14 protein-coding genes are annotated in these 14,442 nt (G+C 65.8%); 4 read left to right on the top strand and 10 right to left on the bottom strand.

Translation table 11 applies throughout. From position 1 onward, the window contains the following. The 4 genes from NBV68_RS00900 to NBV68_RS00885 all read right to left on the bottom strand — a co-directional run. A partial coding sequence (locus NBV68_RS00900; protein ID WP_296306475.1) for a methylmalonyl-CoA mutase family protein occupies positions 1–378 on the bottom strand: 378 nt, incomplete at its 3' end. A gap of 102 nt (positions 379–480) precedes the next feature. Further along, on the bottom strand, positions 481–1,266 hold the full coding sequence (locus NBV68_RS00895) for an enoyl-CoA hydratase-related protein (RefSeq protein ID WP_296306472.1): 786 nt from the start codon (positions 1,264–1,266) through the stop codon (positions 481–483). Between the two features lie 115 nt (positions 1,267–1,381). Further along, complete coding sequence (gene mce / locus NBV68_RS00890) at positions 1,382–1,834, bottom strand: methylmalonyl-CoA epimerase (protein WP_296306471.1); 453 nt, start codon at positions 1,832–1,834, stop codon at positions 1,382–1,384. A 253-nt stretch (positions 1,835–2,087) separates the two neighbouring features. Then, positions 2,088–3,620 (bottom strand): acyl-CoA carboxylase subunit beta, encoded by a 1,533-nt coding sequence (locus NBV68_RS00885; RefSeq protein WP_296306469.1) that lies wholly within the window; start codon positions 3,618–3,620, stop codon positions 2,088–2,090. 93 nt (positions 3,621–3,713) lie between these two features. Between NBV68_RS00885 and NBV68_RS00880 the strand changes: the two genes are divergently transcribed. Beyond that, positions 3,714–4,817, top strand: coding sequence for an FAD-dependent oxidoreductase (locus NBV68_RS00880; RefSeq protein WP_296306468.1), 1,104 nt, complete (start codon positions 3,714–3,716; stop codon positions 4,815–4,817). Here NBV68_RS00880 and NBV68_RS00875 read toward each other — a convergent pair. The 4 genes from NBV68_RS00875 to pgi all read right to left on the bottom strand — a co-directional run bounded on the left by NBV68_RS00875 (position 4,814) and on the right by pgi (position 10,430). Beyond that, complete coding sequence (locus NBV68_RS00875; RefSeq protein WP_296306467.1) at positions 4,814–5,536, bottom strand: SDR family NAD(P)-dependent oxidoreductase; 723 nt, start codon at positions 5,534–5,536, stop codon at positions 4,814–4,816. The two genes, NBV68_RS00880 and NBV68_RS00875, sit on opposite strands and share 4 nt — an antisense overlap. Before the next feature lie 24 nt (positions 5,537–5,560). Beyond that, positions 5,561–6,913, bottom strand: a complete 1,353-nt coding sequence (gorA, locus tag NBV68_RS00870) for a glutathione-disulfide reductase (protein WP_296306466.1) — start codon at positions 6,911–6,913, stop codon at positions 5,561–5,563. A 109-nt stretch (positions 6,914–7,022) separates the two neighbouring features. Next, positions 7,023–8,630, bottom strand: coding sequence for a DEAD/DEAH box helicase (locus NBV68_RS00865; RefSeq protein ID WP_296306465.1), 1,608 nt, complete (start codon positions 8,628–8,630; stop codon positions 7,023–7,025). Positions 8,631–8,876: 246 nt separating this feature from the next. Further along, positions 8,877–10,430, bottom strand: coding sequence for a glucose-6-phosphate isomerase (gene pgi, locus NBV68_RS00860; RefSeq protein WP_296306464.1), 1,554 nt, complete (start codon positions 10,428–10,430; stop codon positions 8,877–8,879). 49 nt (positions 10,431–10,479) lie between these two features. Here pgi and lepB point away from each other — a divergent pair, with 49 nt between their 5' ends. The 3 genes from lepB to era all read left to right on the top strand — a co-directional run bounded on the left by lepB (position 10,480) and on the right by era (position 13,113). Further along, on the top strand, positions 10,480–11,319 hold the full coding sequence (gene lepB, locus NBV68_RS00855; RefSeq protein ID WP_296306463.1) for a signal peptidase I: 840 nt from the start codon (positions 10,480–10,482) through the stop codon (positions 11,317–11,319). Continuing rightward, complete coding sequence (rnc, locus tag NBV68_RS00850; protein WP_296306462.1) at positions 11,316–12,011, top strand: ribonuclease III; 696 nt, start codon at positions 11,316–11,318, stop codon at positions 12,009–12,011. Before lepB ends, rnc begins: the two co-directional genes overlap by 4 nt. A 166-nt stretch (positions 12,012–12,177) precedes the next feature. Next, positions 12,178–13,113 carry a GTPase Era gene (gene era, locus NBV68_RS00845; RefSeq protein ID WP_296306461.1) on the top strand — a complete coding sequence of 312 codons (936 nt, stop codon included), beginning with the start codon at positions 12,178–12,180 and terminating at the stop codon, positions 13,111–13,113. Between the two features lie 8 nt (positions 13,114–13,121). Here the strand turns inward: era and NBV68_RS00840 are convergent, their stop codons facing one another. Continuing rightward, positions 13,122–13,865 (bottom strand): Crp/Fnr family transcriptional regulator, encoded by a 744-nt coding sequence (locus tag NBV68_RS00840; RefSeq protein ID WP_296306460.1) that lies wholly within the window; start codon positions 13,863–13,865, stop codon positions 13,122–13,124. 145 nt (positions 13,866–14,010) lie between these two features. Further along, entirely contained in the window at positions 14,011–14,283 is a 273-nt protein-coding gene (locus NBV68_RS00835; RefSeq protein ID WP_296306459.1) for a hypothetical protein, read from the bottom strand. Positions 14,284–14,442: the final 159 nt, after the last annotated feature.

Raw genomic sequence — 14,442 nt, 5'->3', positions numbered from 1 at the left:
CACGCCCGCCTTGCCGACATCGCCGACCACGCGCGGGTGATCGGAATCATAGCCGCGGTGGGTGGCAAGGTCGAAGGCAACCGACAGGCCCTTCTGCCCCATCGCCAGATTGCGGCGGTAGAAGGCGTTCGATTCCTCGGCGGTGGAGAAGCCCGCATATTGCCGGATTGTCCACGGACGGCCTGCATACATGCTCGCCTTCACCCCGCGCGTGAAGGGCGCGAAACCGGGGAGACCGGGGTCGAACCCGGCGTGATCATCCCCCGTATAGAGCGGTTTGATCGCGAAACCTTCGGGCGTTTGCCAGGTGAGATCGCGTCCGCGCACTTCCTTGGCGGCGAGGGCGTTCCAGTCTTCGAGCGTGGGTTTGTCGGTCATCACTCTATAATCCCGTCATGCTGAACTTGTTTCAGCATCCATGGCGCAAAAGGAAGCTGGGCCCCCGCCTTCGCGGGGGCTGCGGGTCAATAGTCTGGCCGACTATTGACCCTTGAACTCCGCCTTGCGCTTCTGGAGGAAGGCCATGCCGCCCTCCATCGCGTCCTTCGTCGCGCCCGCGATGCGCTGGCCCTCGGCCTCGGCGAGCAGCACCATCTGGAGGTTCTGGTCGAGCGCGGTGGCGATGTTGCGCTTCATTGTGGCGTAGGCGATCGTCGGGCCGTTCGCGAGCTTCTCGGCCAGCGCGCGCGCCTCGGTCATCAGGTCGGCATCCTCGACGCACTTGTAGACGAGACCCCATTCCTCGGCCTGCTGGCCGGAAATCTTCTCGCCCAGCATCATCATCCGCGTGGCGCGCGCGCGGCCGATGGCGCGGGTCAGCAGCCAGGTCGAGCCGCCATCGGGCACGAGGCCGATGTTGACGAAGGCTTGCAGGAAGTAGGCGCTCTTGGCGGCAATGGTGAAATCCGCCGCCAGCGCGAGGCTGCACCCCACACCTGCCGCCGGGCCGTTGACCGCGCAGATCACCGGCACACTCGCGCGCAGCAATTGGCTGATCGCGGGGTTGTAGTGATTGATCAGCGCCTCATGGCTACCGCCCTTGCCGCTCAGCGCGCTGCCGTCGCCGCGTGCGGAGAGGTCCGCGCCCGAGCAAAAACCCTTGCCCTCGCCGGTGATCAGCACTGCGCGCGCGTCACCGAGGTCGTAGAACGCCTGCCCCAACTCGTCCGCCATCTTCGGCGGCATGGCATTGAGCCGCTCCGGGCGGTTGAGGGTGATGGTGAGCAGCGGGCCTTCGCGTTCAGCGCGGATGGTTTCGTAGGACATTCTTTTCAACCTCTTTATTTCCCCGCCCCGGCCACCGAGCCGGGGCCCCGCTTTCTTCTGCACCGGTGTCAAAAGAAGCTGGGCCCCGGATCAAGTCCGGGGCGGGGGTTTGTTCTCAATTCGACCAGTGCGCATCCTCGCGCGGGGTCTCCATGATCTCGGTAAGCATGCCGCCCATGTCCTTGGGATGGACGAAAAAGATAGGGGTGCCGTGCGCGCCGATCCGCGTGGGGCCGAGGATGCGCTTGCCGAGCGCCTCGAACTCGCTGCGGGCCTCGGCGATGTCGGGCACCTCAAAGCACAGGTGATGCTGCCCGCCCAAGGGGTTCTTGGCGATGAAGCCTGCCAGCGTGGAGTTCTCCCCCAGCGGCTCGATCAGCTCGATCTGCGTGCCATTCATCGCCCCGTCCGCGCCGGGGGTGTCGACGAAGCAAACCTTCACGCCCTGTTCGGGCAGGTCGAACGGCGTGTGAATCTTGGTCGCGCCCATCACGTCGCGGTAGAACACAATCGAGTCCGCGATGGAGGGCGTGGCGACCCCGATGTGGTTCAAGCGGCCGAGTTTCATCACAAGATTCCCATCATCAAAATTCCAATACAGCTAGCAACAAATGCTGTCCCTGGAACGAGGCGCAGGAACATCAATTCGGCTGCGAAGCGTTTTGGATTATCAACGCGCCTGATAACGAGTTCCGGCATTAGCCCGGCGGTTCTGACAATCAACTCGCCGGACGCATTAGCCTCGGATGCCTTCCGCCATGAGAGCAAGGAGACGGCAAGTAGGCAGAGCGATCCAGCCCCAAGTATGAGATAAAAGTCACTCATAGCGGAATATTGTCATGCTTCTTCCACGGGTTCTCCAACTGCTTCGTCCGCAGCTTCCTTAGCCCCAGCGCGATCCGGCGGCGGGTCGAGTGCGGGTGGATCACCTCGTCGATATAGCCGCGCGATGCCGCCACGAAGGGGTTGGCGAAGCGGTCTTCGTATTCCTTGGTCCGCTCGGCGATTTTGGCGGGGTCGTCCTTTTCGGAGCGGAAGATGATCTCCACCGCGCCCTTCGCGCCCATCACCGCGATTTCCGCCGTGGGCCATGCGTAGTTCAAATCGCCCCGCAGGTGCTTGCTCGCCATCACGTCATAGGCCCCGCCGTAAGCCTTGCGGGTGATGACGGTGATCTTGGGCACGGTCGCCTCGGCATAGGCGAAGAGCAGCTTGGCCCCGTGCTTGATGATCCCGCCCAGCTCCTGCGCGGTGCCCGGAAGGAAGCCGGGGACGTCCACAAACGTCAGGATCGGGATCTCGAAGGCGTCGCAGAAGCGCACGAAGCGCGCGGCTTTCTTCGAGGAATTGATGTCGAGCACGCCTGCCAGCACCATCGGCTGGTTGGCCACCACGCCGACGGTGCGCCCCTCCACCCGGCCGAAGCCGCAGATGATGTTGCCCGCGTGCGCTGGCTGGATCTCGAAGAAATCGCCTTCGTCCAGCACCTTGGTGATGACCTCGTGCATGTCGTAGGGCTGGTTGGCGTTGTCGGGGATGAGCGTGTCGAGGCTCATCTCCAGCCGGTCCCACGGGTCGCTGGTGGGCAGTTCGGGCACCGCCTCGCGGTTGGAGAGCGGCAGGAAATCGACGAAGCGCCGGGTGGCGAGCAGCGCCTCGATATCGTTCTCGTAGGCGAGATCGGCAACCGAGGTCTTGGTGGTGTGGGTGATCGCCCCGCCCAGTTCCTCCTGCGTCACGACCTCGTTGGTGACGGTCTTCACTACGTCCGGGCCGGTGACGAACATGTAGCTCGAATCCTTCACCATGAAGATGAAGTCGGTCATCGCCGGGCTGTAGACCGCCCCGCCCGCGCACGGCCCCATGATGAGGCTGATCTGGGGAATGACGCCGCTTGCCAGCACGTTCCTCTGGAAAACCTCGGCATAGCCGCCCAGCGAAGCAACGCCTTCCTGAATCCGCGCCCCGCCCGAATCGTTGAGGCCGATCACCGGCGCGCCGACCTTCATCGCGGTATCCATCACCTTGCAGATCTTCTCCGCGTGGCGCTTGGACAGCGAGCCGCCGAAGACGGTGAAATCCTGCGAGAAGACATAGACCAGCCGGCCATTAATGGTGCCGCTGCCGGTCACTACCCCGTCACCGGGGATGCGCTGGGTCTCCATGCCGAAGTCGATGCAGTCATGCTCGACATAGGTGTCGATCTCTTCGAAGCTGCCTTCGTCGAGCAGCACATCGAGCCGCTCGCGCGCGGTCAGCTTGCCCTTGGCGTGCTGGGCTTCGATGCGCTTGGCCCCCCCGCCCATCCGGGCAGCTTCGCGGCGGCGTTCCATTTCGGCGATGTTGGCGGACACGGCGGCGATCCTCTCTTGGGCGGTCTCTTGTCGACACGCGTTGCCTTAGCGCGCGCGGGGCGTCAACGTGGCAAAAGTGGCGGGAGGTAGCGAGTGAAGCGGAGTGATGTGCTGGTGATCGGCGGCGGGATCGCGGGGCTGTCGGTAGCCGCTCGGATCGCGCCCCATGCTGCGGTAACGGTGCTCGAGGCCGAGAGCGCGCCCGGCTACCACGCCTCGGGTCGCTCGGTGGCCTTTGCGCATTACGGGCTGGGCGAGACGGTGGTGCGCACGCTCACCGCGCTGAGCATGGGCGCGCTGGCGGAGCATGGCGGCCTCCACCCGGCGCTGCATATTGCTGCGGAAGGCGAGATCGCCGCGCTTGATGCGCTGGAAGAGGTGCACCACCAGTTCGGTTGTAACTACACCCGCGTCGGCCCCGATGCAGCGCGCGGGCTGATGCCGGTGTTGCGGGCGGAGGCCTGTGCCGCGGCGCTGATCGACCATGGATCGCTGAAGCTCGATACTCACGCGATGCTCCAATCCCACGCGGCGGCGCTCAAGGCGGCGGGCGGTGCGCTGGTGACAGGGGCGCGGGTGAGCGCAATCGCGCACGAGGGCGATGTGTGGCGGCTCACGACCCCGGCGGGGGACTTTTCCGCCCCGATCCTCGTCAACGCCGCCGGAGCCTGGGCGGACGGGATCGCGCGGATGGCGGGCGTGACGCCGGTGGGCATCGAACCGCGCCGTCGCACGGTCATCAGCTTCGCCGCTCCGCAAGACGAGGATGTCAGCCGCTGGCCCTTCACCAAGACGGTGGGCGAAGGCTTCTACCTGCTCCCCGAAGGCCGGGGGCAGTTGCTGGCGTCGCACATGGACCAGACCCCGTCCGACCCCTGCGATGCGGCCGCCGAGGAGCTCGACAAGGCAATCGCCGCGGACCGGGTGGAGCAGGCCACTACTCTAACCATCCGCCGGATCAGCCACAGCTGGGCGGGGCTCAGGAGCTTTGCCCCGGACGAGCTGCCGGTGATCGGCGCGGCGGCGGGCGCGGCGGGGTTCATATGGTGTGCCGGGCAAGGCGGCGCGGGGTTCCAGACTGCCCCTGCCCTCTCGCGGGTCGCGGCGGCGGCGGCGCTGGGACTGCCCTTCCCCGAGGACGCGGCGGAGGCGGGGCTGACGTTCAAGACCTTCTCGCCCGCCCGCCTCGGCGCCTAGAACCGCCGCATCACACTGCGCGCCAGTGCGGGCGAGAGCGAATAGACCGCGCGCAGCAGCTTCACCATGCCGACATTGGCCTCGGGCCGATTGTTCTCCAGCGCTGCGATGATCTGGCGGGCGCATTCCTGCGGCGGCATCTTGGACATGTCGCGATCGGCGGTCATCTGGGTGTCGACCACCGGCGGCAGCGCCTCGATCACGTGGATCGGCTCGCCCGCCAGCTGCGCGCGCAGGGCCATGGTGTAGGAGCGCAGGCCCGCCTTGCTGGCGCAATAGACCGAACTGGCGGTGTTGGGCGCGATCGCAAGGCCGCTGGTGACGTTGATGATCGCCGCTTCCGGCCGGGCCCGCAGGCGCGGGAGCAGCGCGGAGATCAGGCGGATCGGCGCTGATAGGTTGGCATAAAGACACCCGTCCGCCGCATCGGGATCGGGCAAGGCATTGCGCACATCATGCGCCACGCCGAGGCCGGCATTGTTGATGAGAATATCAACCGGCCGCTCGCCCAGGCCTGCGACCAGCGCATCGACGCCCGCCGCGCTCGACAGATCGGCGGCGAGGGTCTCGAACCCTTCCGCCGCCATCGCCGCCAGCCGCGCAGGATCGCGCCCGGTGAGCAGCACAGCTGCGCCCTTGGCCTGCAATTGCCGCGCGATCTCGCGCCCGATGCCTGCGCTGCCGCCGGTCAGCAGCACCGCCTTGCCATTTACGTTCATCGCCGATCCCCCTCTGGCGCGCCCCTATTTGAACAGCACCAGTTCCTCGGCCATAGTCGGGTGGATCGCCACCGTCGCGTCGAAATCGGCCTTGGTGAGCTTCGCCTTCACCGCGATCGCGGCGGCCTGCATGATTTCGGGCGCTTCGGGGCCGATCATGTGGATGCCGACGATCCGGTCATTCGCGGCATCGACGATCATCTTGTAGAGGCTGCGCTCGTTGCGCCCGGCGACCACGTTCTTCATCGGGCGAAAGTCCGACTGGTAAACCTTGATATTGCCGAGCGTGTTGCGCGCCTCGCTTTCGGTCAGGCCGACAGCGGCGATGGGCGGGTGGCTGAAGACGGCACTGGGCACGCAGGAATGGTCGACCGCATAGGGTTCGCCCTCGCCGAACACGCTGTCGGCAAAGGCCTGGCCCTCGCGGATCGCCACGGGGGTGAGCTGCACTCGGTCGGTCACGTCGCCCACGGCATAGATGTGGTCGATGTTGGTCTTGCTGAAGGCATCGACCACGATCTCGCCCTTCTTGCCGAGTTCGACGCCGACTGCCTCGAGCCCGAGCCCTTCGGTGTTGGGCACGCGCCCAGTGGCGACCATCACCGCGTCATATTCTTCCGGCTCCTGCCCGGTCAGCTTGACCAGCAGCGTGCCATCAGCTTGCTTTTCGATACTCTCGAACTCGGTGTTGAAGAGGAAGTGGATGCCCTTGACCATCGAGATCTGGAGTAGCCGGTCGCGTAGGGAAGCGTCGTAGCTCCGCAGGATCGTGTCCGAGCGGTTGGCGATCGTCACCTTGCAGCCGAATTCGTTGAAGATCCCGGCGAATTCATTGGCGATATAGCCCCCGCCGGCGATCAGGATGCGGCGCGGGAGCTGTCCCAGGTGGAACGCCTCGTTCGAGGTGATGACATGCTCACTGCCGGGGAAGCTCGGCACCAGCGGGCGCGCGCCGGTGGCAACGAGGATGTACTTGGCAGTAACCACCTTGCCGCTCGCCAGCGTGATCTCGTGCGTCCCGGTGATCGTCGCGCGCTCGGCATAGATGGTGACATTGTGGTTGCCGAGGGTCTGCCCATAGAGCCCCTCGAGCCGGCTAACGTCCTTCTGCACATGATCGCGCAAGGCCGCCCAGTCGAAGCTCTTCTCGCCGATGGTCCAGCCGAAATGCTGGGCGTCGACGAGGTCCTCGGCGAAGTGCGCGCCGTAGACGAGCATCTTCTTGGGCACGCAGCCGCGGATGACGCAAGTGCCGCCGACGCGGTACTCCTCGGCGACCGCGACACGCGCGCCGTGGGCGGCGGCAATGCGACTGGCGCGCACCCCGCCCGAGCCTGCGCCGATGGTGAAGAGATCATAGTCGTATTCGTCAGCCATTGCGCCGCTCCCGATTAGTCGCAAGCGCATATGGGCGAAGGCCCCGATGGCGGCAACCATCGGGGCCCGAAATCCAGTATTTCAGACTAAAGTCGCAATGCCGCGCGGATCAGCCCTGCGCGGCGCGGGGACGACCCCCGCCACCACCACCACCACCGGGACGACCGCGACCGCGGTTGCCTCCGCCGCCGTTGCCACCGCCGCTACCGGCCGGACGCCCGCCGCCGGGGTGACGCTGGCCGCCGCCATTGCCGCCGTTACCGCCGGGCTTGGCACCGCCAAAGGCACGGCGATCACCGCCAGGTGCATCGGCAGGCCGACGTTCGCCCTGCGGCTTGCGATCACTCTGCGGCGGGCGACGTTCGCCTTCCGCACGACGCTCCCCGCCCTGCGGACGGCGGTCGCCTTCTGCGCGGCGCGGTTCGCCCTGCTGCGGACGACGCTCGCCGCGTTGTTCGGGGCGGCGGTCACCTTTGGCGGCCCCGCGCTGCCCGAGCGGACGGGCCTGCACGCGCTTGACCGGCTGGCGGGGAGCAGGCTTTTCCGGCCCCTCGCCTTCCACCACCGCGCGGAAGTTGTCGGGCAGCGGCAGACGCTCAAGCTCGGCGCCGGTCGTCTTGCGGATGTCCTTGAGATAGGCACGTTCATCCTCGGCACAGAAGGCGATCGCGATCCCGCTCTTGCCCGCACGCGCGGTCCGCCCGATGCGGTGGACATATTGTTCGGGCACGTTGGGCAGCTCGTAATTGATCACGTGGCTGACGCCCGGAATGTCGATCCCGCGCGCGGCAACGTCGGTCGCGATCAGCACCGGCACGCGGGCCTTGCGGAAATCCTCGAGCGCGCGCTGGCGCTGGGGCTGCGACTTGTTGCCGTGGATCGCGTTGGCCGGAATGCCCGCCTGTTCGAGCTTTTTCACCACCCGGTCCGCGCCGTGCTTGGTACGGGTGAAGATCAACACGCGTTCGACGGTGCCCGGCACCGTGTGGCGGCCCTTGAGGATCATTTCGAGCAAGCTGAGCTTTTCGTCCTGCTGCACCATGAAGAGGTACTGGTCGATGCGTTCGGCGGTGGTGCTTTCCGGCGTGACCGAGACCTGCACGGGGTTGTTGCAGAACCCGCTCACCAGCTCCTTGATCGCCTTGGGCATGGTCGCGCTGAAGAACAGCGTCTGGCGATCCTTGGGGGCGAGCTCGCGGATCTTGCGCAGCGCGTGGATGAAGCCGAGGTCGAGCATCTGGTCAGCCTCGTCGAGCACCAGAATTTCGATGCCCGCCAGATTTAGCGCCTTCTGGTCGATCAGGTCGAGCAGGCGGCCCGGGGTCGCGACCAGAATGTCGGTGCCGCGATGGAGCTTGTTGCGATCCTTGCCCACTGAGGTGCCACCGACGATGCACTGGACCTTGAGGCCCGCCAGCGCGCCATAATCCTTGGCGCTGTCGGCGATCTGCACGGCAAGCTCGCGGGTCGGGGCGAGCACCAGCATGCGGCAGGACTTGAACGGGATCGGCTTGTCCGCCTCACGCAGCCGGTCGATGCTGGGGAGCATGAAAGCGGCAGTCTTGCCGGTGCCGGTCTGCGCGATCCCGAGAAGGTCGCGGCCCTTGAGCACGGCTGGGATCGCCTGCGCCTGGATCGGGGTGGGAATGGTGTAGCCCTTCATGTCGAGGGCCTGAAGCACGGGCTGCGACAGCCCGAGGTCAGCAAAAGTGGTCATGTTGATGTAACTCGCAAATAATCTGCGACGCGCGCTGGGCTGCCCCGGACTCAATCGTCCACGAAGGCACGCCACGCGCGGCGCGGGGGTTGAAACCGCCCGCGTGAAAAGGGAAGTCTTGGGGTAGAACCGAGGCGCGGCCGGGGCGGACATTTTTTGGAGAGGTCCGCCGCTTCACGCATGGCTAGCGCGCTTCGATGGGGGCCGTGTGGGCGCAGGCGGGCCGAAAGTCAATCGAATACGCGCTTACCCCAACCCCGCCGCCGCCATTAGCGCGCGGGTGCTTGGGTCAAAGCTGCCTTCCCCGCTCTCGATCTGCTTGGCGATTGCCTTGCCCAGCTCCACCCCGAACTGGTCGAAGGGGTTGATCCCCATCAGCACCGCGTTCGCAAAGGTGCGCTGTTCGTGGAAGGCGATCAGCGCGCCCAGCGTCGCCGCGTCGCAATCGTCGAGGAGGAAGGTGGTCGAGGGCCGGTCGCCAGCATAGGCGCGCGCGGGGTCGTCCGAGGTCTTGCCCGCCATCAGCGCCGCGCCTTGCGCGAGGCAGTTCATCAGCAGGATGCGGTGATGCGCCGGGTCGAGATCGTCGCCCGGCGCGATGCTCACCAGAAAATCGACCGGGATGAGGTGCGTGCCCTGATGGAGCAGCTGGAACACCGCGTGCTGCCCATCGGTCCCCACCCCGCCCCAGGTCACCGCCGCGGTCGCCCCGTCTACGGCCACGCCCTCGGCAGTCACGCTCTTGCCGTTGGATTCCATCTCGAGCTGCTGGAGATAGTCGGGCAGGAGCGCGAGCCGCTCGTCATAGGCGAAGACCGCGCGGGTCTGGCAGCCGCGCAGGCGCGTGTAATACTGGTCGCAGAAGGCGGCGAGCAGCGGCGCGTTGGCGCGGCCCTCGGTCTCGCGGAAATGATCGTCGACCGCCTTGGCCCCCGCCAGCATCGCCCGGAACTCGTCCATGCCGGTCGCGAGCGCGATGGGGAAGCCGATGCTCGAGAACAGCGAATAGCGCCCGCCGACGCTCTCGGGGAAGGGGAGCACGCGGGTCTCGTCCACGCCCCATGCGACCGCCTTTTCAGGCGCGGCGGTGAGCGCGACCACGCGCCCGCCCGGATCCTCGACGCCATTGTCGGCAAGCCACTTCAGCGCGCTCGCGGCGTTGGTCATGGTCTCGATGGTGGTGAAGGTCTTGGAGGCGACCGCGATCAGCGTAGTCTCGGGGTCGCAGGCGGCAAAGGCCTGTTCCAATGCAAGGCCGTCGATATTCGAGACCACGTGGACATCGACCAGCGCCAGATCGCGGGTCAGCGCGTCGATGGCGAGCGCCGGGCCCAGCGCCGAACCGCCGATGCCGATCGCGATGCAGTGCTTGACCTCACCCAAAGCGCCCTCGTGAATGGCTTCCACCAGCATGCCCATGCGCGCGAGCAGCGCCTCGGCCTCTTCCACCTGCGCGGGCGTGCCGCTGCCGCGCAGCGCGCCGTGGGTGGCGGCGCGGCCTTCGGTGGGGTTGACGATCCCGCCGCCGAACAGTTTTTCCCGCGCGGCCCCGAAGCCCGCGGCCCCGGCGAGCGCTTCAAAGGCGACCAGCGCCTCGTCCGACAGGTGGGTTTTGGAGAAATCGATCAGCATCCCCGCCTCGGCCTCGCTGCCAGGCGCGACCGGCCATGCGATCTGGCGGGTCAGCGTCTCGTGCCGCGCCGGATCGGCGGCGAACAGCGCGGCAAGCTTCGGGTGAGGCAATCCGCGCAACGCCGCCCATGCCGCCGCCACCGCGTCTCCGCCTGCCATACCGCCCATACGTGTTCCCCTTTGCGCAAGTGTGCGGCTGCGAGTAAGGGCTGGGACGATGGATGTTAAGACCCAATCGCTCAGGGGATCGCCGCCCGCCGCATCAGATGCCCGCGCGAGCGACGGCTGGGGCAGCTTCGCATGGTTCCTCGTCAAGCTGCTGGCGCTGGTGCTGGTGTTCCGCACCTTCATCTTCTCGCCCTTCTCCATTCCCTCGGAGTCCATGCTGCCGCGGCTGATGAACGGCGACTATCTGCTCGCCGCCAAGTGGCCCTACGGCATCTCGCGCCACTCGCTGCCATTCGACCTTGCGCTGCCCGGCGGGCGGCTGCTGCCGGGCACGCCGGAGCGCGGGGACATCGCGATTTTCAAGCATCCCATCGACCAGCGCGACTACATCAAGCGCGTGATCGGCCTGCCGGGCGACCGGGTGGCGGTGGTGGGCGGCGAGGTGGTGCTGAACGGCACGCGGGTGCCGCGCGTGCCCGCTCCCGACGTGCTCGTCCCGCTCTCGCCCAACACCGACTGCGCCTGGGGCGGCGAGGCCGAACCTGCTGCCGTGGGCGCCGGGCAAGTGTGCCGCTACAAGGCGTTCCGCGAGACCCTGCCGGGCGGGCGCGCCTACACCGTGCTCGATTTCGGCCCGTGGCAGGCCGACGCTTTTGCCGAAAGGGTCGTGCCCCCCGGCACCCTGTTCGTGATGGGCGACAACCGCGACAGCTCGATGGACAGCCGCTTCCCCGCCTTGGCGGGCGAGGGCGTGGGGTTCGTCTCGCAGGACCTGCTGGTCGGCCGCGCTGCGGTGATCGTGTGGTCGACCGACGGCAGCGCCGACTGGCTCAACCCCGTGTCATGGTTCTCGGCCGCGCGCTGGGACCGGATCGGGAACATGCTGTGACCGCGCGCGCCCTTGCCGCCGAAACCCGCGCCTGGCTCGAAGCACAGGGCTTCGCACCCGCACCCGGTTCCGACGCCCCGTGGCTCGAGGCGCTGACCCATGGCAGCTTCAACGGCTCGGGCGCCGAGGCAACCGATTACCAACGCCTTGAATTTCTTGGAGACCGCGTCCTCGGCCTGTCGGTCGCTGCGTGGCTGTTCCGCGCCGGCGACGCGCCCGAGGGCCGCCTCTCGCAGCGCCTCAATGCGCTGGTCAGCGGGGCGACCTGCGCGCGGATCGCACGCGCCATCGGGCTGCCCGTTCACATCCGCCTCGGCAAGCAGGCGCGCGACGATGGCGGGGCGGACAGCGACAAGATCCTCGGCGACGTGATGGAGGCGCTGATCGGCGCCTGCTTCATCGCCCACGGCTTCGACGCCGCCCAGGCCCTCATCTACCGCCTGTGGACCGACGAGCTGGAAGGCGATGTCGGCAAGGCCAAGCATCCCAAGAGCGCGCTGCAGGAATGGGCCGCAGGCAACCGCCGCATGGCCCCGCTCTACGAGGTCACCGACCGCGCCGGCCCCGATCACGCGGCGCGCTTCACCGTCCGCGTCACGGTCAAGAACGTGGGCAGCGCTGAGGCGACCGCGACCAGCAAGGGCGAGGCCGAAAGGCTCGCCGCCAAGGCCTTCCTCGAACAGTTCGGGTGAGTTTGTTCACGTAATGCTTCACGTGGAAGCGAAGCTCTGCAAAGCAGAAACACTGGTGCCTCGCCACACGGCGCCCCTAACGGCAGGGCTACTGCATGGCCACGAACCGACAACCACCGACATAGTGCCCTTCGACAAGCAGCGTGCAAACGGATATGGGCGCGGCATGAGCGACACCCCCCCTCCCCAATCCTCCGCCCCCACCCGCTGCGGCGTGATTGCCGTGCTCGGCGCGCCCAATGCCGGCAAGTCGACCCTCGTCAACGCCCTCGTCGGCCAGAAGGTCGCGATCACCAGCGCCAAGGCGCAGACGACCCGCGCGCGAATGCTCGGCATCGCCCTGCACGAGTTGGACGGCGCGCCCACGCAGATGATCCTTGTTGACACCCCAGGCATCTTCGCCCCCAAGCGCCGCCTCGACCGCGCGATGGTGAGCGCGGCTTGGGAGGGCGCGGAAGCCGCCGATGCGGTGCTGCTAATGGTCGATCCGATCAAGCAGCGCCGCCATGAACTCGAGCCGCTGCTGGAGACGCTCGCCGCCCGCCCCGAGCGCAAGATCCTCGTCCTCAACAAGGTCGACCGCGCCAAGAAGGAGCCGCTGCTGGCGCTCGCGCAGGATCTCTCGGCCAAGGTCGACTTTGCCGAGATCTACTTCATCTCGGCGCTCACCGGCGACGGCGTGCCCGAACTGAAGGACGCGCTCGCCGCGCTGATGCCGGCCGGCGACTGGATGTACCCCGAGGACCAGGTTTCCGACGCCTCCGAACGCCTGCTCGCCGCCGAGATCACCCGCGAACAGCTCTACCAGCAGCTCCACGAGGAACTGCCCTACGACAGCGCCGTGCGCCCCGAACGTTACGAGGTGCGTCCCGATGGCTCTGTCGAGATCCACCAGCAGATCGTCGTCACCCGCGACAACCAGCGCGCAATCGTGCTCGGGAAGGGGGGCTCGAAGATCAAGGCAATCGGCGCGGCGGCGCGGGCGGAGCTGATGGAGGTGCTGGGCGTGAAGGTGCACCTGTTCCTGCACGTCAAGGTGCTGGAGAACTGGGCCGAGGACAAGGAATTGTTCGAGGAGATCGGGCTCGATTGGGTGCGCTAGAGCGCTTGTCAGGCATGCACCGCCCACCGGTCTTGGACAGAATTCCGCGACGTCAGGTAGGAGGGATTGAAGCCGGCGATTTTCTTGAGCCCGGGAAGGTTCAGGATCGTCATCCGCTTCGAACGCAGCCTGATCATGTCGTTTTCTCGCAGCATCTGCAGCTTGCGGTTGATGTGAACCGGGGTAAGCCCGAGCACGTCCGCCAGATCCTCCTGTGTCAGCGGGAACAGGAATTCATTCTCGACCTCGCCGGCATCGTCAATTGTCAGGCGGTGTTGCAGTTCGCAGATGAGATGGGCCATCCGCTCATAGGCATCACGGCGGCCGATATTGACCACCCATGAGGCGAAGATTGCATTCTCCATGCATCCATAATTCAACATGGCGCTGCGAATGGCTGGTGAACCTTCAATCGCACGATAAATCTCCGTGTAATTGATATTCACGACCGCACAATCATGGAGCGTGACGATTTCGTCGACAGCCTCATCACTCGAATGCGGGTCATAATCGAACGCGTCGCCCGGAAGAAGCAACTGCGTGATTTGTCGACCGCCATTTCTCACGACCTGAAAGCGCGCAGCCCAGCCGCTCAGGAGGACCGAGAAACTCAGCGCGCCCTGACCACCACGGGAGAGGTATTGCTTGGACGGTATCTTGCGGGTCTTGTGACAAAGATCCTCGATGATCTTCGTGTCACTTTCCTGTAAATGTGCTCGACTCTGCAAGCGGCTTAGAAATGCATTGGGCATTTGCATGCTCCCCCTGATTCGGAAGCTTATGATCGCAAATTAAATTCATTGATGATTGATTTGGATTATGATCAGCGATAAAATCGCTTCCGTTTTGGACGAGGCATATCAAGGTAGTTTACAACAATTATTTTCACCTTACCCCTCAATCTAGGTCCGCCTTGAAGCTATTGGAAATGCGGCGGAGCAAAGACAGGGACTCGTTCATCCTCTTGCTCGACTCCCCGGCCCGCTCAGCCACCTCGACCTTGACGTTGCAGGTTGTGTCGATGACCGAAATCGCCTCAGCCGGGGAAAGCGCCTGCGTTTCCACCAGGGCGTGCAGAATGCTTTCCGCCAGCAATAGCGCCGCCTGCCCGTGCGCATCGGGCTCTGACCGGTCAGCGATGTCTTCGTCGTCATAAATAATCGGGCTCATGCCGTGGGGCCTAACAAATATAGATTTGGGCGGATCAGATGGTGGCGCGCGTTTGCAGAATTTTTGTAACTCTGGCAGCGATTATGGGCGCAATTTTCCGGTTGAGCACAATTTGGATCAACCTGATCGCCGATTCATCCTGATAGACAGGCGGACAAC

It is taken from the genome of Erythrobacter sp. (assembly GCF_023653175.1).
Lineage (GTDB): Bacteria > Pseudomonadota > Alphaproteobacteria > Sphingomonadales > Sphingomonadaceae > Erythrobacter.
The sequence above is the reverse complement of the archived record's forward strand: the minus strand, read 5'-3'. Positions and strand labels throughout refer to the sequence as shown.